This window comes from Marinobacter alexandrii (genome assembly GCF_005871205.1).
In the GTDB taxonomy this organism is placed as follows: domain Bacteria; phylum Pseudomonadota; class Gammaproteobacteria; order Pseudomonadales; family Oleiphilaceae; genus Marinobacter; species Marinobacter alexandrii.
In genome coordinates, this window is the sequence record NZ_SWKM01000013.1 from 384,182 (window position 1) to 409,353 (window position 25,172).

Annotated in this window: 18 protein-coding genes; 5 read left to right on the forward strand and 13 right to left on the reverse strand. The window is 58.4% G+C overall.

The genetic code is table 11. The features are described 5' to 3' along the window. Positions 1–3 precede the first annotated feature (3 nt). The 5 genes from FCS96_RS12775 to FCS96_RS12795 form a co-directional block, all read right to left on the reverse strand. Positions 4–1,092 carry a fatty acid desaturase family protein gene (locus FCS96_RS12775; protein WP_138440760.1) on the reverse strand — a complete coding sequence of 363 codons (1,089 nt, stop codon included), beginning with the start codon at positions 1,090–1,092 and terminating at the stop codon, positions 4–6. Positions 1,093–1,350: 258 nt separating this feature from the next. Then, on the reverse strand, positions 1,351–2,016 hold the full coding sequence (locus FCS96_RS12780; RefSeq protein WP_138440761.1) for a LuxR C-terminal-related transcriptional regulator: 666 nt from the start codon (positions 2,014–2,016) through the stop codon (positions 1,351–1,353). Positions 2,017–2,057: 41 nt separating this feature from the next. Further along, positions 2,058–4,007, reverse strand: coding sequence for an acetate--CoA ligase (gene acs / locus FCS96_RS12785; RefSeq protein ID WP_138440762.1), 1,950 nt, complete (start codon positions 4,005–4,007; stop codon positions 2,058–2,060). Positions 4,008–4,354: 347 nt separating this feature from the next. Continuing rightward, positions 4,355–5,893, reverse strand: coding sequence for a fatty acyl-CoA reductase (locus tag FCS96_RS12790; RefSeq protein ID WP_138440763.1), 1,539 nt, complete (start codon positions 5,891–5,893; stop codon positions 4,355–4,357). Between the two features lie 230 nt (positions 5,894–6,123). Then, on the reverse strand, positions 6,124–7,404 hold the full coding sequence (locus FCS96_RS12795; protein ID WP_228264101.1) for an AAA family ATPase: 1,281 nt from the start codon (positions 7,402–7,404) through the stop codon (positions 6,124–6,126). 249 nt (positions 7,405–7,653) lie between these two features. Here FCS96_RS12795 and FCS96_RS12800 point away from each other — a divergent pair, with 249 nt between their 5' ends. From FCS96_RS12800 to FCS96_RS12815, 4 genes are all read left to right on the forward strand, one after another. After that, positions 7,654–9,633 (forward strand): HDOD domain-containing protein, encoded by a 1,980-nt coding sequence (locus FCS96_RS12800; RefSeq protein WP_138440765.1) that lies wholly within the window; start codon positions 7,654–7,656, stop codon positions 9,631–9,633. Between the two features lie 24 nt (positions 9,634–9,657). Further along, positions 9,658–11,844 (forward strand): putative bifunctional diguanylate cyclase/phosphodiesterase, encoded by a 2,187-nt coding sequence (locus FCS96_RS12805; RefSeq protein ID WP_138440766.1) that lies wholly within the window; start codon positions 9,658–9,660, stop codon positions 11,842–11,844. A 221-nt stretch (positions 11,845–12,065) separates the two neighbouring features. Then, positions 12,066–12,719 carry a class I SAM-dependent methyltransferase gene (locus tag FCS96_RS12810; RefSeq protein WP_138440767.1) on the forward strand — a complete coding sequence of 218 codons (654 nt, stop codon included), beginning with the start codon at positions 12,066–12,068 and terminating at the stop codon, positions 12,717–12,719. A 43-nt stretch (positions 12,720–12,762) separates the two neighbouring features. Further along, the gene (locus FCS96_RS12815) at positions 12,763–13,770 is read left to right on the forward strand and encodes a DUF2156 domain-containing protein (protein ID WP_138440768.1); all 1,008 of its coding nucleotides are present in this window, start codon (positions 12,763–12,765) and stop codon (positions 13,768–13,770) included. Here FCS96_RS12815 and murI read toward each other — a convergent pair. Beyond that, a complete protein-coding gene (gene murI / locus FCS96_RS12820) occupies positions 13,748–14,602 on the reverse strand; it encodes a glutamate racemase (RefSeq protein WP_138440977.1) in 855 nt (284 codons plus the stop codon). The two genes, FCS96_RS12815 and murI, sit on opposite strands and share 23 nt — an antisense overlap. A gap of 2 nt (positions 14,603–14,604) precedes the next feature. Then, positions 14,605–15,432 (reverse strand): NAD(+) diphosphatase, encoded by an 828-nt coding sequence (nudC, locus tag FCS96_RS12825; RefSeq protein WP_138440769.1) that lies wholly within the window; start codon positions 15,430–15,432, stop codon positions 14,605–14,607. A 141-nt stretch (positions 15,433–15,573) separates the two neighbouring features. On the opposite strand from nudC, the gene plsB reads away from it, so the two are divergent. Continuing rightward, positions 15,574–18,042, forward strand: coding sequence for a glycerol-3-phosphate 1-O-acyltransferase PlsB (plsB, locus tag FCS96_RS12830; RefSeq protein ID WP_138440770.1), 2,469 nt, complete (start codon positions 15,574–15,576; stop codon positions 18,040–18,042). A 60-nt stretch (positions 18,043–18,102) separates the two neighbouring features. Here the strand turns inward: plsB and FCS96_RS12835 are convergent, their stop codons facing one another. The 6 genes from FCS96_RS12835 to ppc form a co-directional block, all read right to left on the reverse strand. After that, positions 18,103–18,936, reverse strand: coding sequence for a class I SAM-dependent methyltransferase (locus tag FCS96_RS12835; protein WP_138440771.1), 834 nt, complete (start codon positions 18,934–18,936; stop codon positions 18,103–18,105). Beyond that, positions 18,936–19,298, reverse strand: a complete 363-nt coding sequence (locus FCS96_RS12840) for a UDP pyrophosphate phosphatase (protein ID WP_138440772.1) — start codon at positions 19,296–19,298, stop codon at positions 18,936–18,938. Before FCS96_RS12840 ends, FCS96_RS12835 begins: the two co-directional genes overlap by 1 nt. A 115-nt stretch (positions 19,299–19,413) precedes the next feature. After that, positions 19,414–20,112, reverse strand: coding sequence for a tRNA (adenosine(37)-N6)-threonylcarbamoyltransferase complex dimerization subunit type 1 TsaB (gene tsaB, locus FCS96_RS12845; protein WP_138440773.1), 699 nt, complete (start codon positions 20,110–20,112; stop codon positions 19,414–19,416). Positions 20,113–20,148: 36 nt separating this feature from the next. Beyond that, positions 20,149–20,802: an adenylate kinase gene (gene adk / locus FCS96_RS12850; protein ID WP_138440774.1), complete on the reverse strand. Its 654-nt coding sequence runs from the start codon at positions 20,800–20,802 to the stop codon at positions 20,149–20,151. 200 nt (positions 20,803–21,002) lie between these two features. Next, the gene (locus FCS96_RS12855; protein ID WP_138440775.1) at positions 21,003–22,373 is read right to left on the reverse strand and encodes an HDOD domain-containing protein; all 1,371 of its coding nucleotides are present in this window, start codon (positions 22,371–22,373) and stop codon (positions 21,003–21,005) included. Between the two features lie 59 nt (positions 22,374–22,432). Next, positions 22,433–25,078 (reverse strand): phosphoenolpyruvate carboxylase, encoded by a 2,646-nt coding sequence (ppc, locus tag FCS96_RS12860; protein ID WP_138440776.1) that lies wholly within the window; start codon positions 25,076–25,078, stop codon positions 22,433–22,435. Between the last annotated feature and the right edge of the window lie 94 nt (positions 25,079–25,172).

Genomic DNA, 25,172 nt, shown 5'->3' on the forward strand with positions numbered 1-25,172 from the left:
CCGTCAGCCCCGGTTGCTGGCGGCGTACTGTTGCTGCAACGGCAGCAGATCCACCACTCGCTCCGGCCGGTTCGGATCAACCAGCTCGGTGGACGACTTGTAGACCCGGGGCGTGGTGTACAGCAACTTCAGTGCCGTGCCGTGAGGCATCGCCACATAGCGGTCACCATGGTGCTGCTCGAGCCACGCCCGAACCCGGGGCGCCTTGTTGGAGGACATCTTCGGAAAGAAATGATGCTCCACATGGTGGCTGAACCGGAAGTGCAGCCGGTCGAGGATCGGGTGGCTGCGCAGACTCATGGAGTTATCCAACGGGTTATTGGTGGCGGTCTGCGGCCTAAGGAAGTGGTTGGTCAGGATATATCCCTGCCCCAGTGCGTTCGCGACCATGAATGGAATCAGCACCGTAAACACCGCCAGCGGACCCGACACCACTGCCAACACTGCCCAGGCCGCCACACAGACCACCGATTGGCGAATCGCGCGGGCCCGATCAAAGCCTTTGAACTGCTTTCGCTTGCGAGCCTGGAACCAGAGCACCAGCTGGGCGTGAAAGGTGAATGAATACGTCAGGAACAAATAGCTGTACCAGGTGCCAGACCCCGGAGCGAGCTTGGTGAATTTCTTTTGCTTGGGATCGGCGCGGTAGCGGCGCAGCGTGCCAAAGCTGTCCGGATCGGTATCGCCGGCGTTGGTGTTGCCGTGGTGAATCACGTTATGCCACTTGCGCCAGAACTCCGGCGGCACCACAAATGGCCCGAACCCGAGCCAGCCGAGGAAATTCTGCCAGCGCCGGTTCATCCCCAAAGCACCGTGTAACACCTCATGGGCCAGCAAGGCCTGGCAACCGATGGTATGACCAACCACCACCCCCAGCACCAGATTGGCGTACCAGGGCAAACCCGCCAGCAAAATCGTCGCGATCCCACCCCAGATGATCAACTGCAGCGGCACAAACCAGATCACCCGCCAGGTTTGCGCCTTGAACGTGTCGGCCGGCAGGTCCTTCTTCATGCGGTCTCTGAGCTCACGCTCGTCGGGCTTCCCATAGATGGCTTGGCCCGAGGCATCGGGCTTCACGGCTGCGTTCATTCGTCACCTTTACTCTTTCGAAAAATCAGATCGACGCACTCGCCATTTTATTTGAGAGTACACTTGTGCGCTGAATCTACCGGAAGAAAATACTGATGACAATGCCTATTCTATAAAATCCATTTAAAATAGATTGTAATGCGTACACCTGTACCATTAAAGCAAAGAACGCTCAGAACCACCGGGCACAAGTTCAGGCCATAAAAAAACGGGAGCCCAAGGGCTCCCGTTTCACATTCACGCTGAACAGCGTCGTTATCAACTACCAGACAGTGACTGATCCGATGGATCAATTTCCATCTGCTGGATTGCGATGACCGCCTGAGTCCGGTTACGAACCCCCAGCTTGCGAAATACCGCGGTGATGTGGGCCTTGATGGTGGCCTCGGACACATCCAGATCGTAGGCGATCTGCTTGTTCAGAAGCCCTTCGGCCAACATGCCCAACACCCGGAACTGCTGCGGTGTCAGCGACGCCAGCTTCTCGGAAAAATCCGTGGCGTCCGAATGCATGCGCTCAATCTTGTCCGCCACTCCGGCTGGCAGCCAGACGTCACCTTCCAGAACGTCCTGGATGGCCTCGGTGATGGTGGGCAGGGGCGCTGATTTGGGGATGAACCCGGACGCACCGTAGTCGATCGAGCGACGCATGACCTGCATCTCTTCCGATCCTGACACAACCACCACTGGCAACCCCGGGTACTGTCCGCGCATGAACACCAGCCCGGAGAAGCCATGGGCGCCCGGCATGTTCAGATCCAGCAAGACCAGATCCGCATCCGGGTGCGACTCTACCGCCGCCTGCAGGGCCTTGATGCTATCGACTTCAACCGTCTCGGCATCGGGCACCGCCTGACTGACCGCCTGCTTCAATGCTGCGCGAAACAACGGGTGATCATCAGCGACGATAATTGTTTGTGCCATTCAACGGGTTCCTTAACAGGGTTACGGTCTTAAATGCGACCTTATTTGAATTCACGACTGCTGATCAGCTCATCAACCACACCCGGGTCTGCCAAGGTGGAAGTGTCTCCAAGCTGGTCGTGCTCGTTAGCAGCAATTTTACGCAAAATCCGCCGCATAATCTTGCCCGAACGAGTTTTTGGCAGTCCAGGTGCCCATTGAATCACATCTGGCGAGGCAATCGGACCGATTTCCTTGCGCACCCACTGGACCAGCTCTTTCTTCAGCTCATCGGATGACTCTTCGCCCTGCACCAGGGTGACATAAACATAGATGCCCTGCCCCTTGATGTCGTGTGGAAAGCCAACCACAGCAGCTTCAGCGACCTTGTCATGGGCGACCAGCGCGCTTTCGACTTCCGCCGTACCCAACCGGTGACCGGACACGTTCAGGACGTCGTCAACACGGCCGGTAATCCAGTAATAACCGTCTTCATCCCGGCGCGCGCCATCACCGGTGAAATACCGGCCCTTATAAGTGCTGAAGTACGTCTGCTTGAAACGCTCATGATCACCGTAAATGGTGCGCATCTGCCCCGGCCAGCTATCCAGAATCACGAGATTGCCCTCGGCCTTACCCTCCAGGATGTTGCCATCGTTATCGACCAGGGCCGGTTTGACACCAAAGAACGGCACGGTCGCCGAACCAGGTTTGAGATCGGTGGCGCCCGGCAGCGGCGAAATCAGGATGCCGCCGGTTTCGGTCTGCCACCAGGTATCCACGATCGGACATTTGCTGTTACCAATGACCCGGTGATACCACTCCCAGGCTTCCGGGTTAATTGGCTCACCGACCGAACCCAGCAGTTTCAGGCTGTCGCGCTTGGTACCGTCCATGCAGGACGCACCCTCAGCCATCAGCGCCCGAATGGCGGTGGGCGCCGTGTACAGGATGTTAACCTGATGCTTGTCGACCACCTGTCCCATACGGGAACTATCCGGGTAGTTGGGCACCCCCTCAAACAGCACGGTGATTGCACCGTTACACAATGGGCCGTACAAAATGTAGCTGTGACCAGTCACCCAACCAAAGTCTGCGGTGCACCAGTATACGTCGCCGTCGTGATAGTCGAATATATACTCGTGCGTCATCGACGCGTACACCATGTAACCACCGGTTGTGTGCAACACGCCTTTGGGCGCACCGGTGGACCCCGAGGTGTACAGCATGAACAGCGGGTCTTCCGCATTCATCGGCTCGGGCGGGCAATCGGCCGAAGCAGATTGCATGAGATCTTCGTACTTCACATCGCGGCTATCGTCCCAGGGCACGTCGGAATTACCAGTGCGGGCAACCACCACCACTTTCTCGACTGCATCGGCACCGTCGATCTTCAGGGCCGCGTTTACATTTTTCTTCAGCGGAATCTTGCGGCCTCCACGCAAACCTTCGTCGGCCGTGACCACGAAACGGGATTTGCCGTTAACAATCCGGGCGCCCAGCGCCTCGGGCGAGAAGCCACCAAAAACCACGGAATGAATCGCCCCGATACGGGCGCAGGCCAACATCGCCACTGCGGTTTCGACAATCATCGGCATGTAAATAGTGACAACATCGCCCTTCTTTACACCCAGCCCCTTGAGCACGTTGGCAAACTTGCTGGTCTCCTCGTGCAGCTCCCGGTAGGTCACATGGCGGGAATCGGCCGGGTCGTCACCTTCGAAGATGATGGCGGTCTGGTCACCTTTTTTCTCAAGATGACGATCAAGACAGTTGGCTGAAGCATTCAGCTCGCCGTCTTCAAACCATTTGATGGACAGGTTGTCGAAATCGTAGGTTGTGTTCTTAACCTTGGTGTAGGGCTTGATCCACTCCAGGCGCTTGCCGTGCTCTGACCAGAACGCATCGGGATTCTCAACCGACTCGCGATACATTGCATTGTACTGTTCCCGATTTACCAGAGCCCGTTGGGCTACCTCCGGCGCTACTGGAAAGACGTGTTTCTCAGTCATGGTGCTCCCCCTTTTCAGAGTCTTTTGTCATTGTCGATTTGGAAAAAAGAGCGGTGAGGCCAGCTCAGGCCTGAAGTCAGACGAATGTCTGTAGTACAACATGGGTGCGACTGAACAATTAATTAGACTAACGTCCTAATGTGTCTGAACTTTTGACGCAAGCACCTGGTTAACTGCCGCGGGCCACCACAGGCACACAGCGGAAAGGTCCGCTGGACAAGAAACACCCTTAAGCATAGTCAGAACGAGGCTGTTCGCAACTTCGGCGGGAGCCGGCAAACAACGAGGATCGGCGTGGCAAAATGTGCGAGCCGACCCTGGAAGGCCGGCTCACGACTGGGGTGATGCTACGCCGCTTTTTTGCGGGTTTTAGCGGAACGGAGACTGTACAGTTTGCGCTCTTTCAGCGCGTAGCGGTTCAGGCCAGCCAGGTGGATCTTGCGCAGGTAGACACTCCAATCTATCTGGCGGGCATCAATCGGGAACAACACGCGATCCAGACCACCCATCCGGGACGACAGGGCCAACAGGCTGTCGTTCTGGAAGATGTAATCCGGCGCCGTGTAGAAGCCGAAAATAGTGGCCAGCGAGCGCGTGGTATCGAGATTTCTCAGTACCTTTAGCTCACGATTGTGGCCCAGCACTTTGAGAATCCGGCTGGTGAAACTCAGCGGGATGCGCACACCACCAACCACGGCATCGAACAGCTTCCGGTTTACGGCAATAAACGGCTTGGTCGGCCGACGATAGAACAGCTGATCATAATCCGCGTAACTGGCCTTGGCCTCGACCATCAGGTGATCAATGAATTCACCGAGTGAAATCGGGTTACTGCTACCGCTGCAGCACTGGTAAATGCGTTGTTCAGCCGGCTCTGACAGCGCCTCGGCCAGTGACAAGATAATGCTATTGGCCACCAAATCCACGGGAATGACATCGATAACGCCGGAGCGCTTGCCGGGGAACAGAGTCACTTTCTCCCGCGCGTAGGCAAGAATAATGGCATCGGCCACTTTTACCCCTTCAATCCAGCCCGGAGCTGGCTCCTCCAGGGCGCTTTCGATAATGGAGGGGCGGACAATGGTCAGGGAGCGACCAGCCAGCGCCTTCATCAATATCTGCTCGCCCAGCCACTTGGTGAAGGTATAGGTGTCGCTCCAGCCGTAGCGGTTGGCCTCCCGGATGCCAAGATCTACCAACTTTTTCTCCAAGGCCTTGCCGGCGTAGCGCGAACGCACGTCGGCGATCTTGTCGTCCAGCAGACGCACCAGTTCGTCAACCTCGTAGTGGCCATCGACACTGCGCGGCAGCGCCTCACCCGCCGGCTTGATCACCGCTTCGGACACCTGTCCGGAGTTCATGCCATTAACGTAGCAGGTCGAGACTTGCAGAACCGCCAGCCGGCGGTTCTGACGAGCCAGCTCGGCGATGTTATCGAGACAGCGAGTGTTGATCGCCAGAGCCTTATCGAGTTCTTCCCGGAAATTTACGCTGGCCGCGGAGTTGATTACGGCGTCGATGCCATTCGCCAAGGCCTGAAACTGGTAAACCGGCAGCCCAAACATCGGCTCCGTCACTTCCCCGGTCACGCAGTGAACACGCTCTTCCACAAACGCCTCAAAAGCCTCGTTGTCGTCAGAGCGCAGGCGCTCAAACACCGAAGAGGTCGCAATTTCATCGAGGAATCGCGCCCTCGCCTCCGGGTGTCGCTTGTTACCCCGAACCAAAAGGTGAATACCGCCAATATCCGGAACCGTCCGAATCAGTTTTTCAAGTACCACTTTGCCCAGGAATCCCGTTGTGCCAGTAATCAGGACATGCTTGCCACGGAGCTGTTCAAGAACTTTGGACGACGACTCTCCGGTATTCAATTGCGATGTTGCCATTGGAAGAACTCCTTCTCTATTAAATATTTCTACAACCGCTCTAACAGCCTGTCGGCGGGAAATTTATTGATGGAATGCCTAGGAAAATTCACTGCATATTGCGGGCCACGATCATCTACAGTGATTGATTTTTACACAACCAGGATTACAGTGCGGTGACACACTGCAAAAATACTCTACAAAAAGAGTAAAAGAAATGACTGAAAAAGGGGCAGATATTGAGCCTGATTTCAGGAGCGGTTGTGACCCTTCCCTGCCAGGGAACGCAGCAGCTCATTCAAGGAAATTTCCGCCGGCTGTTCCCGTAGAGCCCGCACCAGACGCTCCTGCTCGCCGAAGCTGACCCGGTCGTAAACCGGGTCCGTCTGATCGGTTTTTGCCGGTACTAGTGTCGATTTTCTAGGTGCAGTCGGCACGATCTGGTCGGCCAGGTGTCGAAGGTGGGTGGCCAGGTGCTGCCGATGCTCTTCGCTCAGCTTCTCCCATTCGAGGGAGCCGAGACCGGTTTGAATAATTTCGATGGTGTCACCGTCAGGCGCGCTCCCCAGCAGTGCAAAAAGTCGGGTAAATGCTTCATAACGCAGCATAGCGTTATCGGGCGTTTGAACCAGTACGGATTCCAGCTCACTCACCGCCCGCAGACAACGGTCCTTCAGGCTTGCCGGTGCATCCGACCTCGCCGACGCCTGTCGAGCTTCCGATTGCTGACGCGAAACCCGATGCCAGTAGGCGGCTATACCGGCCTTCCTAGGAGTTAGCTGGGCCAGGCGAACGTTGAGCATGTCAGCCAAAGTATAAAACTGACGACAGGATGGATCGGCCACCGGCAACAAAGCCACCGGCTTCTGATTGAGCACCGATTGCCGGAGAGTTTCGTCGCGCCAGATACCACCCATATAGTGGAGCGACAAACCCAGGTGACGCTGGGCCGCGCTATCTAAACGCTGGAATACCGAACGGGCCTGACTTGCGCCCTGCGCCATGTTTACCAACACACTGGGTACCCGCTTGTACCCCCGACGCAGGATAACCTTAATCAGTGAAAACGCATCCGTCAGTGAAGCCGGGTCCGGGGTAACGACAATACAGGCAAGCTCCGCCGACGCAATCATGTGCAGACTGGGTGCCTGCAGACCGGCGGCGGTATCGATGATGACGTAATCGTATTGGCTTTCAAGATGAGACAACGCCCGCAGAACCCGCAAACTGTCAGTCGGCCCCATGTCCATGCACTCCTGCACACCCGAGGCCCCCGGCACAATGTGCAGGCCGTAATCCGTTTCCAGCAGAGTATCCTGAAGCCGACACTCACCGGCAATCACGTTCGCCAGGGTTTGCTTGGGGTACATGCCCACCATGATGCTGACATTGGCCAGATCCGTGTCGCCATCCAGCAGGAGCACGCGTTTTTCCTGACGTGCCAGGGTCAGCGCCAGGTTAAGCGCAACCGACGTTTTACCCACACCACCCTTACCGCCGGTAATCGCGATTGTTCGAGGTTGGTTCGGCATCTGCTTTGCTGGCTCTTTCACGGGCATGATCGGAAATCTACTTGCCTACATGTTAGCATTCACACAGTGAAACCTGTAAAAAGTCTACACATATCACGCGACAGATAATATGCTGTTTAAAAAAGCACCAATAAGTATTTAATAACGACGGATAATTGTCTAAGCTCCAAAGTCAAAACAAGAACGAGAAATCCCTAAGAAACGAACTAAATAACTCAAACCTAATTATGAATGGAGCGGACAGGCTACATGGATTTAGCTCCTGATCTTCAGTTACCGAGTATTCCGGAGGTTACCCTTCGGGCGCTCGAAGCCTGCCAGAGAGACGAAAGCTACCGCACCATCAGCGAAATCGTATCCGTCGACACCGCACTGGTTTCGCGGGTATTGGCTCTGGTCAATTCTGCCCTGTACCGACCCGAGACCCCAATCAAGTCCGTTGAGCAGGCCCTACTCAGACTCGGCATCCGCCGCTTCCATACCCTGTTATTGACCGCCGCCCTTCGCCAGCTCCTGTTCGAACTGGGTGGCGACGAGTGGCAACAACTCCGGGACTTCTGGCGACACTCACTGACCACAGCACTGACGGCTCGGGCCCTGGCCACACTGACCCGGTATCAGGAGCCCGACGAAGCCTTCATGCTGGGCATGCTCCATAATATCGGCGAACTGATCGCAGTCAAAACGCTGACTCCGGAAGCACAGGAATACTACATTAGCCACCAACCCGAGGTAGCCGCTCAACTGGTCACAACCTGGGGCCTGGGCGCCATGGCCGCCGACGCCATGCGCTACCAGCAGGCACTGCCAAACGAACTTCGGGATGCCAGCCACCTGGTCAAACTGATCAGCCTTTCCACCCGTCTTGCCCTGTCGGATGCCGCCGGCATTGCTGCGGCGACAACGGTTTTTGGTCTGAACGAGGAGCTCACCCGAGAAATCAATCGCCGAATCACTCATGAAGTATCCAGCATGGCAGCCTCGCTGAGCATCCCCCTGGATGACGACTATAATGGCGAAAGCGCGACCCGGAAATTAAAACAGACCATCCTGCAACAGGCCATTGCCAACCAGGCACTGGGACTGGCCGACCTGCAAGGGCCCGTGCACCAGGTGTTGTCCGAAACCGTGAACAGCCTGACCCTCATTACCGGTCTTCCAGCCCTCTGCTTCGGCCACACCGACGATAGCCTGGTGCTACTGTCGGGCACGGCCGGCGACACCCCGCAGTTCGCCCTGTCGGCGCAATCGGGCGGCAGCGTTCTTACCGAAGCCTTCACATCGGGCCAGCCGGTCAGCTTGGGCACTCGCACGCCCACCGTGCTGGATCGGCAACTTCTGTCGTTGCTGCGCTCTCCCTCACTGCTGGCTGTGCCGGTGGTTGCAGGCAATGAACGCCCCGGGGTATTTGCGCTGGGTACCGACAATGAAAACCTGCAGACCACCACCGAACTGGCACTGCTGTTCACCCACCAGCTATCAACGATCCTGGTTGAGCGGGCCGCAGAACCCCAGCCCTCCCAGACGGACGAGATTCAACAGGAATTGGCGCGACAGCATCTGCGCTCGCAGATTCACGAAGTCAGCAACCCGCTGACCATTATCCGACAGTATATCTACCAGCTTCGAAACCGGCTGGACGACACGGAGGTTCAGCAGGATCTGGACGTTATCGGTGACGAGCTGGATCGCGCCGGCGACCTGTTGCTGAACATGAGTCACAACGACAATGCCCCGGACGAGACAGGCACCACCGAGCTCAATACCGAACTCAAGGATTTGGCACGCATCCTGGAGGACAGCCTGTTTTCCGACGGGAGCCGTTCTCTGGACGTGTTACTGTGTGATCATCCGACAACGCTAGCCATAGACGCCGCACCGCTTCGCCAGATTATCATCAATCTGGTTCGTAATGCGGCCGAAAGCCTGCCCGAGCAGGGGGGCGAGGTGCTATTACGGACCGCAGCTCCGGTCTGGCAGAATAATCGTGCCTGGGTGGAGCTGGAGATTACCGACACCGGCAAAGGAATCCCGGACCAGATTCGAGCTTCGTTGTTTTCACCGGTAGCAACAACGAAAGGCAGCGGCCACAGTGGATTGGGCCTGAGTATTGTAAAACAGCTAATTGATGACATGGAGGGCATCATAGCTTGTCGCACGGGGCACGAAGGTACCACCTTCAGGATGTTGCTACCGGCGGCCAGCGATAGAAAAAACCAGACCGACTGACGTAGAAATAACGGACACAGACCGATGGCACCTGAAGTCACTGCACAGCATTTCAGTAACGGGTTTACGGCCCGCATTCTGGTGGTGGATGACGAACCTCGCCTGCTTGATACCCTGGCAAAGCTGCTGCGCTCTCGCGGCTACGATGTCACCGAGGCCCACGGGGGCAAACGGGCCTGTGCTCTTATTGATGCTCAGTCTTTTGATCTGGCGCTGCTTGATTTGCGAATGCCTGAGGTGGACGGGTTTGATGTCATGGCCCACCTGACCAACGTGCAGCCGGACTGCGGTGCCATTGTGATCAGTGGTGAAAGCTCATTCAGCGCAGTCAGTCGCGCACTTCGACGTGGCGCCCTGGACTACATTCGGAAACCCTTCGATCCCGATGAACTATTGGCGACGGTCGCCAGTGTCAACAGCAAGCAAAGCCTGCTCAAAGCCCATGAGCACGTACAGCTGCGACTTGAAAAATCCGAGGCCCTGCACCGCTACATCGTCAACAGTTCACCCGATATTGTGTTCATGCTCGACCACGACGGCCGTTTCTGCTTTGTGAACAGCAAAGTCGAAAGCCTGCTTGGCTATCAGCCCGGGGAACTGTGTGACCGGCACTTCCGGCATATTCTGGATGACCGGGATATCGCCCGGGGCATGTACGCCTTGAACGGTCCCAATATCTCGGCCGACAACCCCAGAACCCTCGAGGTTCGACTGAAAACCCGAGGCAGCCGGCGCGCGACCCGACATTTCGAAATCACCGCTTTCCCGATTGATCCGCAAACCTGGCCGCACTCGGATGCCACCCGCGGCGGAGGCAGCGGTAAATCCGCGCGTTACTACGGCACTGCCCGCGATGTCACCGAGCGAAAGGAGGCCGAGGCATTTATCAACTTCCAGGCCTACCACGACCTGCTGACCCGCCTTCCCAATCGAGCCCTGTTCAAGGACCGGCTAGAGCTGGCAATTACCCAGGCCCGGCGCAGCGGACAGAAGCTGGCGGTCATGTTCCTTGATCTTGATCGCTTCAAGGTCGTAAACGATACCCTCGGCCACGCCATGGGTGACCGGCTACTCCAGGCCGTGACTCATCGGCTCGAAGGCTGTTTGCGCAAGGGCGATACTCTGTCCCGTTTTGGCGGCGACGAATTTACCCTGCTGCTGCCCTCAATCCACAACCATGAGGATGCCAGGCAAATTGCCAAGAAGCTGATCAAAGCCCTGGGGGCGCCGTTTCAGCTTGGCGAACACGAGGTGTTCGTGGGCGTGAGTATCGGCATCGCGATCTACCCGAACGCCGGCGAAAGCATGGATCAACTGATCCAGAACTCTGATATCGCCATGTATCACGTCAAAGCCAAGAGCAAAGACGGCTACCGCTTCTTCTCCGAGTCCATGAGCATCGATTCCGCCAACCGCCTCAACCTGGAGCGCGACCTGCGCCTGGCCTTGGAGCGGGATGAACTGCGGGTGTTCTATCAGCCCCAGGTCTGCTCGACCACCAACCGAATTGTTGGCCTGGAGGCGCTGGTCCGCTGGCAGCACCCCGAGCGGGGCCTGCTCTACCCCCGGGATTTCCTGCCCCTGGCCGAGGAAACGCGACTAATTGGCCAACTCAGCGAGCACGTGCTTGATCAGGCCTGCCAGGACGTGGGCCTGTGGATTCGTTCCGGCTACCCGGATCTGCGCCTGGCTGTAAACCTCTCGCCGGTGCAGGTTGAGCACCCGAAGTTTGTCGAGACCTTGATGGAACGAGTACAGGCACATGACTTCCCGGCCGGTAATCTCGAAATTGAGATCACCGAAAATGTGATTATGAACGACCTTGAGCAAATCAGTCAGAAATTACGTGAGCTGGCAGCCCTTGGTGTGCGGATCGCCATTGATGACTTCGGCACCGGCTATTCCTCCCTGAACTACCTGCACCGACTCCCTATTCACACCCTCAAAGTGGATCAATCTTTTGTTAAAGCCATCCGCAGCGGCGACGACGGCGCCTGCATTGTCAACGCCATTGTGGCCATGGCCCACGGCCTGAAACTGGAGATCGTGGCGGAAGGTGTTGAAACCGACGAACAACTGTCATACCTGCGCAGCCTTGGCTGTCACCAGGTTCAGGGCTTCTTTTACGGACCTGCCCGGCCAGCCGTGCATATCTCCCGAACCCTGGGCGAACCCACCACCAAAGCCGTAACTCCTCAGACCACATCCTGATTGTCCTACACTCCTAACCTAAACCATGAAGCTGTTTGCAGAGTGTTGCATTGCGTTATCTTTTGTATCCAGAAATGCGCAGTGCTGCACATAAATCCGCCAACCTGTTCCCTAAGCTCCTTATGACAGGCGTTGATCACCGAATTCCCGACAGGCTGTCAGGCCAATAACGACAACAACGGTGACAACATTTTGAGGAACAAGAACAGGCGGCAGTCATCATGCGCGACAAGTACAAATACATTGGTCCGGTCTACGATTTCTTAAGCAACCTATACAGCGGCAAGAACATCCACCGTTGCAAAACCGCAATGCTGGATGTCGAAACCGTTAGTCCGGGCGATCGCATCCTGTTTGCCGGCGTCGGTCATGGCCGCGATGCTATCCGGGCCGCTGAACTCGGCGCCGACGTCACCGTCGTTGACCTGTCAGAAACCATGCTGCGCAAGTTTGCCGAAGCCCAACAGAAGGAAGCTCCCCAACTCAGCATTCGCCGCATTCACAGCGACATCATGAAGGTGGAGGAGTATGAGCAGTATGATCTGGTCGTCGCCAACTTCTTCCTGAACGTGTTCGACGAAACCATGATGGTGCGTGTACTTGAGCACCTGATCCGGCTCGGCAAAGCCGATGCCGGCGTGGTGGTCGGCGATTTCTGCTACCCCACCGGCAATCTGGTGGCCCGCCTGTTCAAGAAACTCTATTGGTACATGGCGGTGTTCACTTTCTGGCTGTTTGCCAACAATGCCTTCCACAAAATCTACAACTACCCCGAGCACATGCAGCGCCTTGGCCTCCAGGTCACCGAGAAGAAGCACTTCAAGCTTCTGAACATGAACTGCTACTGGTCCATTCTCGGGCGTAAACAGGCCTGATTGATCCGGCCTTACACCACTTCAACTCGCGGGGAGCAATGACATGTCGGATCAGATCCTGGCACTGGACGGGCTGCGTGAACTGGCAGACAGCGCGTTCACGTTTACCGAACGGGTGGGTTACCTAAAAAAGCACGGCGTTCATTCCCAATCCTTCTCCACGCTGCAACCGGGCATGCAATACTTCGACGTACCCGGCGTCGGCTACATCGCTTACATGCGGAAGTGGGGTGGCACTTTTGTGTTGTCTGACCCGGTTTGTGCCCCGGAGCACTTTGCCGTCATTCTTGAGCATTTTCACAAGCGCTTCCCGAACGCCAGCTACATCCAGGTGTCCAAGCCGGTGGTTGATGTCCTGCACCTTCGATTCGGACTGTATGGCACCCAGTTTGGGAGCGAATCCCGCATTGATCTTGCAACCTGGTCACTGACCGGCAAGAAGAAACAGATCCTGCGCACCGCCCTGAACCAGGCCGAGAAGAACAACATCACGGTGAAAGAGCGTTTCAGCGACGACCATACCCGGGAGATCTCGGAAGCCTGGATTCGCACCCGCAAGTGCAAGAGCAATGAAATCCGGTTTTTGATCCGGCCCATGGAGATGGCGTATCGGGAGAACGAGCGTCACTTCTATGCCTACCAGGACGGCAAGGCGGTGGGATTCATCTACTTTGATCCGATTTACCAGAACAACGAAATCATCAGTTACGTGCCCAATATCTCCCGCGCCAACGCCGATTTCCGCCAGGGCATTTTCTACACCCTGATGGCACACGCCATGGACGTGTTCAAAGCCGAGGGCGTTCCTTTTCTGGATCTGGGGCTTATTCCCTTGTCGCTCGATGCCACCACCGAGCACCAGGAAAGCCGACTGCTGAAACAGCTTTTGCACCTGGTCTATGACAAAGGCACGTTCCTGTACAACTTCAAGGGGCTGGAATTCACCAAGTCACGCTTCCGGGGCGAGAGTTTCAAAACTTACTGCTGTCACCGGCGCGCCATTCCGGCCCTGGAATTCCTGGCGATGTTCAAACTGACGCGCTTGATCTAACCCGTTCGTTGCACTCGGGCCAGTTATCGAGCACCGCCTGAGGACTCAGGTTCAGGCCGGTCATGAAGTTGGCCAGGCCGGTCGGAGCGGGCCCGGAAAACAGCGCCGCACGTACCGGCGAGCCATTGAAAGCCCCCGCATCGGCCGCACTGCCGTGCTTGCCATGTTCCGCCAACAGGTGGCTGACACGGCGGGCAATGGCCTCACCCGAATCAACCCAGAACCGAACCTCAGGCAAAGCCTCCCTGAGGGCTCTCAGCAGCAGGGGATAGTGAGTACACCCCAGCACCACGGTATCCACTCCAGCCTCGCGGAAGCCGGCCACCGCCGCCGCCAGGTCGGCTCGCGACACCTCGACACCGCTGACCGACTCCTCCACCCAGCGAACCAGGTCGGGATGGCCAATACGCTCCACCTGACAGTGGCTGGCGAATTCCGACACCAGCTGATCCAGATACGGCCGTCGAACGGTTGCCGGCGTCGCCAGCACTCCGATCCGGCGGTTCTCGGTTTTGGCGGCCGCCGGCTTAATGGCGGGCACTACACCGACCACCGGCGTTGCCGTCATGGCCCGCAGGTGGGGCAGAACAACGGTACTGGCAGTGTTGCAGGCCACCACAATGACATCCGCGGGAAACTGCTCAATCGCCTTGCCGATCAGCCGGCAGCAACGCTCGACGACCACGGATTCAGGCTGGTCGCCGTAGGGAAATCCGGCGTTGTCCGCCAGATAAAGCAGTTCCGTGCCCGGAAGATGCTGGCGCACACAGGCGGCGACACTGAGGCCACCAACCCCGGAATCAAAAACCAGGACGCGGGCTTTGGAAACCATCGTCAAAGAGCTATGCCTCCCCGGGTAATCTCGCTTTCCATGGCGCGGATCAGGCGCCCGGCAATGGTCGTTTGCGGCGGCACCGGCGGGGTATCACCGGGCAGGAACCAGTCGGCGTGCGCCAGCTCATCTTCCTGCAGGATCAGTTCGCCGCCGGCATAGTCGGCGAAGAATCCCACCATCAGCTGGTGCGGAAACGGCCAGGGCTGAGAGGACTGATAGCGGACATTAGCGACATCCAGGCCGGTTTCTTCCTTGACCTCACGGGCGACCGCGCCTTCCAGACTTTCGCCTGGCTCGACGAAGCCCGCAATCAGACTGTAAAAATGGTGCCGGGCGCGTGCGTTCTTGGCCAGTAGCAACCTGTCATCCCGTCTGATCACTACAATCACGCAGGGCGCCAGTCTCGGGTACCAGGGAATTCCGCAGGGCTCACACCATTTTGCGCGCTCACGGGGATGAAAGCCGGTTTCCAGGCCACACCGGCCGCAATAGCGATGGTCACGCCACCACTGCCAGACTTGAAACCCGGTGCTCAACAGTTCCGCCGGTGCCTGCTCCATCATTAGCAGGGCGTCCCGAAGCCCCACTGGCTCCAGCCCTGCCCCCTCCGTGCCGTCGAGCTCAGTTACATATACGGACACGTCATCCAGGGTGCCTACCGAAACCGCTTTGCTGACCCGGTCTCCGAGCCTGGCATCATCCGCAGCCAGCAACCAGCCCTGCTCAGGCTTGAGAATGTCCAATCCTGAAATGGCCAGAATCCAGTCTCCGGGGCGCGGCGCATCCGTAGTCCAAGCCGGGGACCAGTCTGAATTTGAACTCGCCATTGTCTGTTTTCACCTGCCTGATGAATGGACCAAGTTGAAATGTACCACACTGGGCAACAAGGCAAGTAAGATCAACGGCTTTCCGCACCGTACTCAACCAAGTAAACTTGGCAACTGTCTGATTCACCGGAGCAACACTTTATGCGACTTTACCAGGGCATTCGCAGCCTGATCCTGACCATTCTCCGCAAGATACTTTTTCTGTGGGTCAGGACTGACGTTAGCGGCAACACCCTGGAAGCTCTGGGTATCGATCCTGACAAACCGGTTTGCTACGTGCTCCAATACAGCTCTCTGTCTAGCCGGCTGGTGCTGGAACAGGAAGTCATCCGCGCCGGCCTGCCCGGTGCCACCGAGGCCCTGCCAGTCAAGAATGGCCCTTCCCATTCGTTCTTCTTCCTGTACCGGCGGACCGGTGGGCTATTTCGCCGGCGGCAGACACCGGTACCCACCAATGAATTCGAAGCCCTGATCCATTATGGCCTGGAACACGCCGATCAGGATGTCCAGATCGTGCCGGTATCCATGTTCTGGGGCCGCTCACCGGACAAGGAAAAATCCCTGGTGAAGCTGCTGCTGTCCGACACCTGGTCGGTGGCGGGTCGGCTCCAGAAACTGCTGATTATCATGGTTCACGGCCGGAACACTTACGTGCAGTTCAACCAGCCACTGTCCCTGAAACTGGTGGTCGACGAATACCGCCACTCCGAAGAACGGGCCAAACGCAAACTCGCGCGCATCCTGCGCACCCACTTCCGGCGGGTACGTCAGGCCGTGCTCGGGCCCGACCTGTCGCACCGGCGCACACTGGTGGGCGGACTGGTGCGAACCCAGGCAGTCAAGGAAGCCATTCGGGAAACCGCGGCGCGAGACGAGATCCCGCCGGAAAAGGTGCGCGCCAAGGCCTGGAAGTACGCCGATGAAATCGCCGCCAGCATGTCGATAGTCACCATCCGCTTTCTGGAAGTGGTGTTGGCCTGGCTCTGGAACCGGATTTATAACGGCATCGCCATCAACAACATCAAGGTGGTGAAGGAAGTCGCCCAGGAGAACGCGGTAGTCTATGTGCCCTGCCACCGCTCCCACATCGATTACCTGCTGCTCTCCTACGTTCTCTACAAGAACGGCCTGATGCCGCCGCATATTGCCGCCGGTATCAATCTGAACATGCCCATCGTCGGGCCCATCCTTCGTCGCGGTGGCGCCTTCTTCATGCGCCGCAGTTTCAAGGACAACCCGCTCTACGCCACCGTGTTCAACGAATACATGCACGTGATGTTCTCCCGCGGCTACTCCGTGGAGTACTTCGTGGAAGGCGGCCGTAGCCGCACCGGCCGCATGTTGCAGCCGCGCCCCGGCATGCTTTCGATGACGGTCCGGAGTTTCCTGCGCGACCACCGCAAACCAATTGTGTTTATTCCGGTCTACATCGGCTACGAAAAAGTGATGGAGGGACGGTCCTACCTGGGGGAACTCCGGGGAAAGAAAAAGCAGAAAGAGAACGTGTTTGCGCTGGCCAAGACCGTACGCAAACTCAGCAACTCCTTTGGCCGTGTCGCGGTGAATTTTGGTGAAGCCATCCCCCTGGCCGATGTACTGGATCAGGTTCACGGCAGCTGGCGTGACGAAGCCTACGACGCCGAATACCGTCCGCCCTGGCTGAACCAGGCAGTCGATGAGCTGGCACTGCGAGTCGCCTCCAACATCAACGCCTCGGTGGCCGTGAACCCGATCGGGATCACCGCCACCGTGCTGCTGGGCACTGAACGTCTGGCCATGGATGAGCACCAGTTGATCCGCCTGATGGATCAGTACGCTGGGCTGCTCAAAGCCTACCCGTATGCGAAAACGGTGACTCTTCCGGAAGGCAGTGGCAAGGACTGGGTGGCCTACTGTGAAAACATGGGCTTGGTGGCACGGCAACCGCAGAAATTGGGCGACATCATCGCCCTGGAAGGCAGCAATGCCACCCTCATGACTTACTACCGCAACAACATCCAGCACCTGTTCGCGTTGCCCTCGCTGATTGCCAGCCTGTTTGAAAACAAGGACACCCTGCGTCGGGAGCGCGTGGTGTTCCTGGCGAGCGTGGCCTACCCCTACCTGCAGTCGGAGCTGTTCCTGAAGTACCAGGCAGACGAGGCGGACCAGGTGATCAACGACTGGATCAATGTACTAATCGAGCAGGGGCTGCTGAAAGAACTGGACGACGACCGAGTTGGCCGCCCTGAGGAAGGCACGGAAGAGATGCTTCGGCTGCGAGTCCTGTCACGGTTCATTATCCAGACCCTTGAGCGCTACCACATTGCCCTCGGCATCCTGCGCAAGTACGGCTCGGGCAAACTCAGCGCGGCCGAGCTCGAAGAACAGAGCACCTTGCTGGCCGAACGCATGTCGATTCTGTTTGGCCTGAATGCGCCGGAATTCTTCGACAAGAGCCTGTTCCGCAATTTCATTGCCAACCTGCAGGCGAACGGGGTGATTACCACCGAGGACAATGGATTGATCTGCTATGGCGAAGGACTGGACGAAGTGGCAGAAGATGCCCGCCTGGTGTTGAGCGTCGAGAAGCGCCAGGCCATACAGCAAGTCACGATGCTGGGCGCCTGAGGCGCCCCCTGTGTAGATAGAGCCTGAGGCGCCCCTGTGTGGATAGAGCCTGAGGCCACCCTATCGGGCAGGCAGCGCCTTGATGGAGTACACGTCGTAGCGACTGCTTTTGCCCTCCACCCGGGTTGTCGGCTCGGGTCCGGCAATGGCCGGGGCCTTGCGCGGGCGCTTGACCACAACCCGATAACGTGCGCATTCCAGAGCCGCCGTCAGCAACGCCTCGGAGTCGTCGTCATCACCAACCACCCGCTGGAACAGCTGCATTTCCTTCTTCACCAGGGCCGATTTGTCCCGGTGCGGGAACATAGGATCCAGGTAAACCACATCCGCACACTCAGGGCCAGCCGCCGCCAACCAGGCAATGCTACTGCCTTCGCGCAGCTGCATACGCTCAACGATGGGCGCGCAATCGACATTCAGCGACGCCCGCGCCAGTCCATCCGCCAGTAAGGCATGAATCACCGGATTGCGTTCGAACAGGGTCACCGTGCAGCCCAGACCGGCCAGCACGAACGCATCCTGTCCCAGGCCAGCGGTAGCATCTAGCACGTGCAGATGGGCGCGGGTTTTATGCAGCCCCACCGCCTTGGCCACCAGTTGGCCGGCACCGCCACCGTGTTCACGGCGATAGCCCATCTTGCCGGTGACGAACTCGGCGCGCACCGGCCCGGGCGCGCCTTTGCCAGTCAATTGCAGGCCCAGGCCCTGATCATCCAGAAACAGCAACAAGGTGTAATCGCGCACGTCCTTTGGCCGCACCACGCCTAGATTCGGGATCGCCAACGCCTCGCTCAGGGCAACCGCCTGCTCAGCATTGCCCAATGGGCTGCGTCCAACGGCAAGATTCTCGGAGGGCTCTGAAGGGGCGGATTGGTACGGGAGGGAGTCAGTCATCAGACCAGGATATCAATGCCGGCCAGGGGAATCTCGTCACCAGAGTCCTGCCCTGCGGCTGCGACCACCGCGAAGGTGGACAGTGCCTGGGCGGTTGGCAACGGCATGTCGTCGGCCCGGAAACGTTCCAGCCGGGCGTCTTCGGCGGCTCGGCGAGCCTCTATGCGGCGCTCCAGGCTCTCGCCCGGCGTGCGTTCAATCAGGGCACCGGTACGAGCATCGGCCAGGTCCCGACGGGCGTTTTCCGGCGTTTTTTCCGGCGACGCAGCCGGTGCACGGGCCACATCACTACGCTCCCGGATCGGGCTGTTATTGCCTGACTGGGGGGTAGAGCTGGTGCCTGAATTAATACTGCCGATCATGACCCGATACCGCTGGCCCAATAACTAAAAGGATAAGACAAAGTATGGAAGAATCGGCCTGGGAAGAAAAGCGTTTGCTCAGTTGTTGACCGCCGCGCCGACCGGGCGCGTGCCATCACTCTCGTCCGGGCAGTTTTTTCCAGGCAACCTCGTTACGGATGTACGCAGGCTGGGCCTGCTCCGCCGGCACCGCCTGACCGTTCCGGAACCCGATTTCGGCCAGTTTTGCGACCCAGACTGCACGCGGAATCAGCGCATCATCAACCGCCATAACCCGATCTGCTACCTCTGACGGCATGTCTTGCTGGAAAGCCCAGCCTCGGCCAGCACCGGACCATGCTGCCGCGTCGCCCTCAATCGACACCAGGGAGGGCGCGCAGACTCGCTCCTCACCCTGCAGCACCGGCAGTCCGTCGCGGCAGACAAAACAGCCCCAGTACAGCTCACCCATGCGGGCGTCGAAAGCCACGGCAACACCACCCTGCTCGCTGACGTCCATGGCTTCCATGGCGCCAAGGGCAACGGTTGCCAGAGACGACACCGGGACGACCGGTACATTGAGCCCCCACGCCAGACCCTGGGCCACGCCGGTGGCGATTCGAATGCCCGTAAACGAACCCGGACCACAGGCAAAGGCCACGGTGTCGAGCTCGCCCGGCGCCACATTTGCCTCTGCCAACAGCTCTCTCACCATGGGCATCAACAGCTTGGTGTGGCCACGGGGGGCTATTTCAAAACGTTCGGATACCTTGCCATCAACAAGAAGGGCTGCCGAGCAGCCCTCCGATGATGTATCCAGTGCCAACAGTTTCACGGACGAGACGAAGCCTCAGGTCAGGATAACGAGGGTTTATTGAAGCTTGGACAGAATCTGGTCACGGATGCTGTCGAGGCTGCCAACACCCTCCACGCGCACGTACTTGGGGGCAGCGGCCGGGCTTTCGGCGGCCCAGTCCTGATAATAACCAACCAGCGGTGCGGTCTGATCGTGGTAGATCTTCAGACGCTTGCGTACGGTTTCTTCTTTGTCGTCTTCACGCTGGACCAGCGGCTCGCCGGTTTCGTCGTCCTTGCCCTCGGTCTTGGGCGGATCGAATTTAACATGATAGATCCGGCCGCTGTCTTCGTGAACACGGCGACCAGACAGACGGCTGACGATTTCCTCGTCATCGACGGAAATCTCAACCACGTAATCAATGACAATGCCCTGGTCTTTCAGTGCTTCGGCCTGGGGGATGGTGCGCGGGAAGCCGTCGAGCAGGAAGCCGTTCTTGCAGTCAGGCTGCTGAATACGCTCCTCGATCAATGCAATGATGATGTCATCGGACACCAGACCGCCGGTCGCCATAACTTCCTTAACCTGCAATCCAAGCTCGGATTCGGCCTTGACCGCCGCACGCAGCATGTCGCCGGTGGAGATCTGGGGGATGTCGAAGCGTTCGGTAATAAACTGTGCCTGCGTCCCCTTGCCGGCACCTGGTGCCCCTAACATGATGATTCGCATAACGTTGTGCTCCCGTATAAGTCATTATCGTTGGAAAAGTTGCGGCAAAAACACTCGCCTTTGCGACAACCTCTCGGCACCGAACGGTGGTTAGCCGGGCCCGGAGCCAGCGCATTATACGAAGTCCGCCTCTATAGAGAAAGTCGACCTCCGTATCATGCACGGAAAAGGGGCATGCGGTATCTGGCCCCGAGCCTCACTCAGGATGACAGGGAGTTGGCCAATGCGTCCAGATCTGGAGCCACACGATCGATCTCGCGCTCCAGATCGGCCAGGGCTTCAGGCGCCAGACCCAAGGCCTCCATTCGAGTGGATGTATCGTCTGGGTTAAATTCATCGCCAATGCCCCGCGGCTTCAGCAGCGCATTCGACAGCTGCACAATCAGTACGTAGGTTTCGTGATCACCGTGATAGCCCGGGTGCTGATGCATGGCCGCCGCCTTGACCACGGCATCCGGCAGTTGCCAGAGCTTGTGCAGAATGCCACCGATAGCGCCATGGCCAACAGCAAGAATCTGTTCGTCACGAGCATGGCCAAACACTTGCTGCTCCAGGGAATGCATGCTGGCCTCGGGATTATCGGCGTGCAGGATATTAAGTTCTTCAAACTCGGCCGGGAACAGGTGACCAATCAACAGCAGACCAAAGTTGTGCAGTAGGCCACACAGATACGCCAGGGCCTTATCGGCGCCACAGTGCAGCGCAAGACTCTGGCACACAAAAGCGCTGTAGAGGGAATGGCGCCAAAAGTTGTCCATCCCAAGCGCGCCCTTGCGGGGGACATCAAAGGCCCGCACCGAAGCAATCCCCATGGCAATGTGGGCAACGCGGTCGAAGCCCAGAACCCGGGTTACCGCCTCCTGCACCGAGTGAATCTGGCCGGGATAATTAAACAGCGCAGACCGGGCATAGCGCATGATCTGGGCGGTCAGGCTGGGGTCCAACTCAATCAGGTCGGCAAGCTGCCGGGCCGTGGCTTCGCTGTCTGCCGTCAGTCGCAGGATCCGTAATGCCAACGCCGGCATCGGCGGCAACCGATACAGCCGCTGGAGCTTATCCGCCACCTCATCCAGGCTGAGCGCGGCACGATCGCCGTTGCCCTGCCCCCGGATCACCAGATGACCGTGCCGGGCGCCAGCCAAAGCCAACCGGAAATCGCGCCCATCCATCTCAATTACACCATGATCGGTGCCACCGGTCAGCAAGACCCGCCCGGTGTGCGTGACGTCGTCATCGACCAGTACCGGCAAGTCATAGGCGGTTCCAATGGGCGGTACAAATCCCGGATCGCAGTCACCGAACAGCCGCATGGTCTGGCGCCCCGTCAGGACCTGCATCCGGCGGCCGGTCAGTTGGAACACTGCTTCCAGATCCAGGGCGCTGTCTAAGCCATGCACCACCATCAAGGCGCCGCCAATATCAATCAGGACGGTTGCCTGGACAAAGTCCGACCGGGGCTGGCCGGAGGCAATCACTGCGGCCCCAAGATCGGCGGCCTGCGGCACCGGCAGGTCCGTGTACAGAATGCCCTTGCGGGCCAGAAATCGTTGCAGTCGCGCAGCGAGAGCCACAGCTTACTCCTGTTACCTTGATCAGTGGCTATCTGGCCACCGTTTTTATTGTGTCCGGTTTAACCGGTGTTGCGCATGCCCGCTGCAATGCCTGCCATGGTCACCTTCAACGCCCGCTCAACCAAATCCTGAACATCACCCTTGCCTCCACTTTCACGATTACGGCGCAGCAGTTCGGCCTGGAGATAGTGCAGCGGATCGGTGTAGGGATTGCGCACGCGCATGGAGTGCGCGAACACCGGCTCGCCCTCAAGCAAGGCCGACTGCTCCTTGAGCTCCAGCAGCCGCTGGATGCACCGTTGCAGCCGCTCCCTGAGATCGGTTCCGAGCGCTTGTAACTTGTCATCGTCCAACAGAGTCTGCTCGTAGTAACTGGCTATACGCAGGTCGGATTTGGCCAGCACCATCTCCAGCATGTCGACGTAGGTCCGGAAGAACGGCCACCCTTTCATCATTTCACGGAGCTGCGGCAACCGGTTGTCCCGGGCCGCTGCTTCCAACGCCACATCGCTACCCAGCCAGCTTGGCAGCATCAGCCGCATCTGCGTCCAGGCAAAAATCCAGGGAATCGCGCGCAGACTCTCGACACCGCCGCTGGCCTTGCGGCGTGCCGGCCGGCTACCAAGAGCCAGCTTACCCAAGGCCTGCTCAGGAGTAACCTGCCGGAAGTATGGGACAAAATCCGGGTTTTCCCGCACCACGTCCCGGTAGGACTTCAGCGAGCGATCGGTCAGCCAGTCCATGGTGGCACGCCATTCCGGTTCGGGCTCGGGCGGCGGCGCCAGGGTGGCCTCGATCACCGCCGTGGTATAGAGCGTCAGGCTCTGCACCGCCAAATCCGGCAGGCCAAACTTGAATCGGATCATCTCGCCCTGCTCGGTAATCCGGAAACTACCGTTAACCGAGCCCGGTGGCTGCGACAGGATCGCCCGGTTGGCTGGCCCGCCACCGCGACCCACGGTGCCACCCCGGCCGTGGAACAGGGTCAGGTGCACGTCATACTGGTTGGCAATTCGGGTCAATTGTTCCTGGGCCTGATACTGCGCCCACGCTGCCATCAGCTGACCGGCATCCTTCGACGAATCCGAATAGCCGATCATCACTTCCTGACGACCCTGGCAGTAGTCCCGGTACCAGTCGACCTCATACAGTGCCGCCATGCTGTCCGGCGCGCCCTTGAGGTCATCCAGGGTTTCAAACAGTGGCACCACCCTCATCGGGAATTTCATGCCGGATTCCCGCAGCAGCAGAATCACGCTGAGCACATCCGACGGCTTTGAAGCCATGGAGATGACATAGGAACCCAATGCCTGCGGCGTCTGCTGGGCCACCACCTCGCAAGTGGCCAGAACTTCCCGCACCGACTCCGAGGGTTCCCAGTTGCGCGGCACCAGGGGCCGCCGCCCGCGAAGCTCCTTGACCAGAAACTCCTGGCGCTCCGATTCCGACCACGACAGGTAATCCCCAAGCCCCAAGTAGTCCACCATTTCTGCCACCGCCTCAGCATGACGCGAAGCTTCCTGGCGAATATCCAGACGAATCAGCGGCAGCCCGAAGGTGTGGGCGCGACGGATGGTGTCCAGGAGCGGACCGTTGGCGATACTCTCCAGCCCGCATTCAACCAACGACCGATAGCAAAGCTCCAGGGGCGCGGTGAAATCCTCATTCTCGAACAGGATGCCCGTGGCATCGGCCGCGGTACCGTTTACCCCAGCCTCCGCCCAATCCCGGGTCTTCACCAATCGCTCGCGCAGTTCCGCCAGCACCTGGCGATAGGGTTCACGGGCATCACCCACCCGTTCCCGAAGTTCGTCACTTGCCTGCCACATGGACAACTCTGCCCGCAGCGCCTGAATGTCACGCAGATACAGGTCTGCTGCCATCCAGCGGCCAAGCAGGAACACCTTGCGAGTGACCTGGTGAGTTACATTGGGATTGCCGTCCCGGTCGCCCCCCATCCAGGAGGCAATGCGAATCGGCGATGCCTCCAGGGGTAACCCGCGCCCGGTTGCTTCGGTGAGGGACGCATCGAGACTGCTCAAGAATTGGGGCAATGCCTGCCACAAGCTGTTTTCGATGACCGCAAAGCCCCACTTGGCTTCGTCCACCGCGGTCGGCCGTTCGTGCCGTATCTCATCGGTATGCCAGGCTTCGGTGATCAACCGGGTCAGCCGAGCAATCACTTCCTCACGCTCCGCTGGCATCAGATCATCGTGATCGAGCCGGGCCAGGCACTCTGACATCTCGTCGTACTTCATGATCAGGGTGCGTCGCGCCACTTCGGTCGGGTGGGCAGTAAGTACAAATTCGATACGCAGGTTGGAAACCCGCTCATGCAGCTCATCTGCCGAAACGCCACCGGCTTTCAGGCGGTCAAACACCTGACCCAGGGATTCCACCATCAGGTCAGACTGGTGCCCCTTTTTGCGGCGAATGCCGTGGTATTGCTCAGCCAGATTGGCAAGGTTGAGAAACTGATTGAAGGCCCTAGTCACCGGCAGCAGCTCATCGTCGCTCAGTTTTCCCAGCAGATTGACCAGGCGCTGCCCGGAACCACTTTCCTGACGCCGATCGGCCTTGGCCGCAGCACGGATTTCTTCGATCAGTTCGTAACAGTCCTGGCCGGGGTGGCGCCGGATACTCTGACCCAACAGCTCGCCTAGCATACGTACATTTTCTCGAAGATCGGGGTGAAGCTCAGTCACATTGACGTCCTTTTAATTGACGGAGGCAAAGTAAACTTACGATACTAAGGAATAGTCGAAAAAGTCTATTGGCGATTGGAGCCTATAGCCGTAA

Bases quoted from the DNA above. Each gene is read 5' to 3' on its own strand.
- FCS96_RS12810 (WP_138440767.1), top strand. From the start codon at position 12,066: ATGCGCGACAAGTACAAATACATTGGTCCGGTCTACGATTTCTTAAGC.
- murI (WP_138440977.1), bottom strand. From the start codon at position 14,602: ATGGTTTCCAAAGCCCGCGTCCTGGTTTTTGATTCCGGGGTTGGTGGC.
- FCS96_RS12840 (WP_138440772.1), bottom strand. From the start codon at position 19,298: ATGATCGGCAGTATTAATTCAGGCACCAGCTCTACCCCCCAGTCAGGC.
- nudC (WP_138440769.1), bottom strand. From the start codon at position 15,432: ATGGCGAGTTCAAATTCAGACTGGTCCCCGGCTTGGACTACGGATGCG.
- FCS96_RS12805 (WP_138440766.1), top strand. From the start codon at position 9,658: ATGGCACCTGAAGTCACTGCACAGCATTTCAGTAACGGGTTTACGGCC.
- FCS96_RS12775 (WP_138440760.1), bottom strand. From the start codon at position 1,092: ATGAACGCAGCCGTGAAGCCCGATGCCTCGGGCCAAGCCATCTATGGG.
- FCS96_RS12795 (WP_228264101.1), bottom strand. From the start codon at position 7,404: ATGCCGAACCAACCTCGAACAATCGCGATTACCGGCGGTAAGGGTGGT.
- FCS96_RS12835 (WP_138440771.1), bottom strand. From the start codon at position 18,936: ATGACTGACTCCCTCCCGTACCAATCCGCCCCTTCAGAGCCCTCCGAG.
- FCS96_RS12780 (WP_138440761.1), bottom strand. From the start codon at position 2,016: ATGGCACAAACAATTATCGTCGCTGATGATCACCCGTTGTTTCGCGCA.
- FCS96_RS12790 (WP_138440763.1), bottom strand. From the start codon at position 5,893: ATGGCAACATCGCAATTGAATACCGGAGAGTCGTCGTCCAAAGTTCTT.
- adk (WP_138440774.1), bottom strand. From the start codon at position 20,802: ATGCGAATCATCATGTTAGGGGCACCAGGTGCCGGCAAGGGGACGCAG.
- plsB (WP_138440770.1), top strand. From the start codon at position 15,574: ATGCGACTTTACCAGGGCATTCGCAGCCTGATCCTGACCATTCTCCGC.
- FCS96_RS12815 (WP_138440768.1), top strand. From the start codon at position 12,763: ATGTCGGATCAGATCCTGGCACTGGACGGGCTGCGTGAACTGGCAGAC.
- FCS96_RS12800 (WP_138440765.1), top strand. From the start codon at position 7,654: ATGGATTTAGCTCCTGATCTTCAGTTACCGAGTATTCCGGAGGTTACC.
- acs (WP_138440762.1), bottom strand. From the start codon at position 4,007: ATGACTGAGAAACACGTCTTTCCAGTAGCGCCGGAGGTAGCCCAACGG.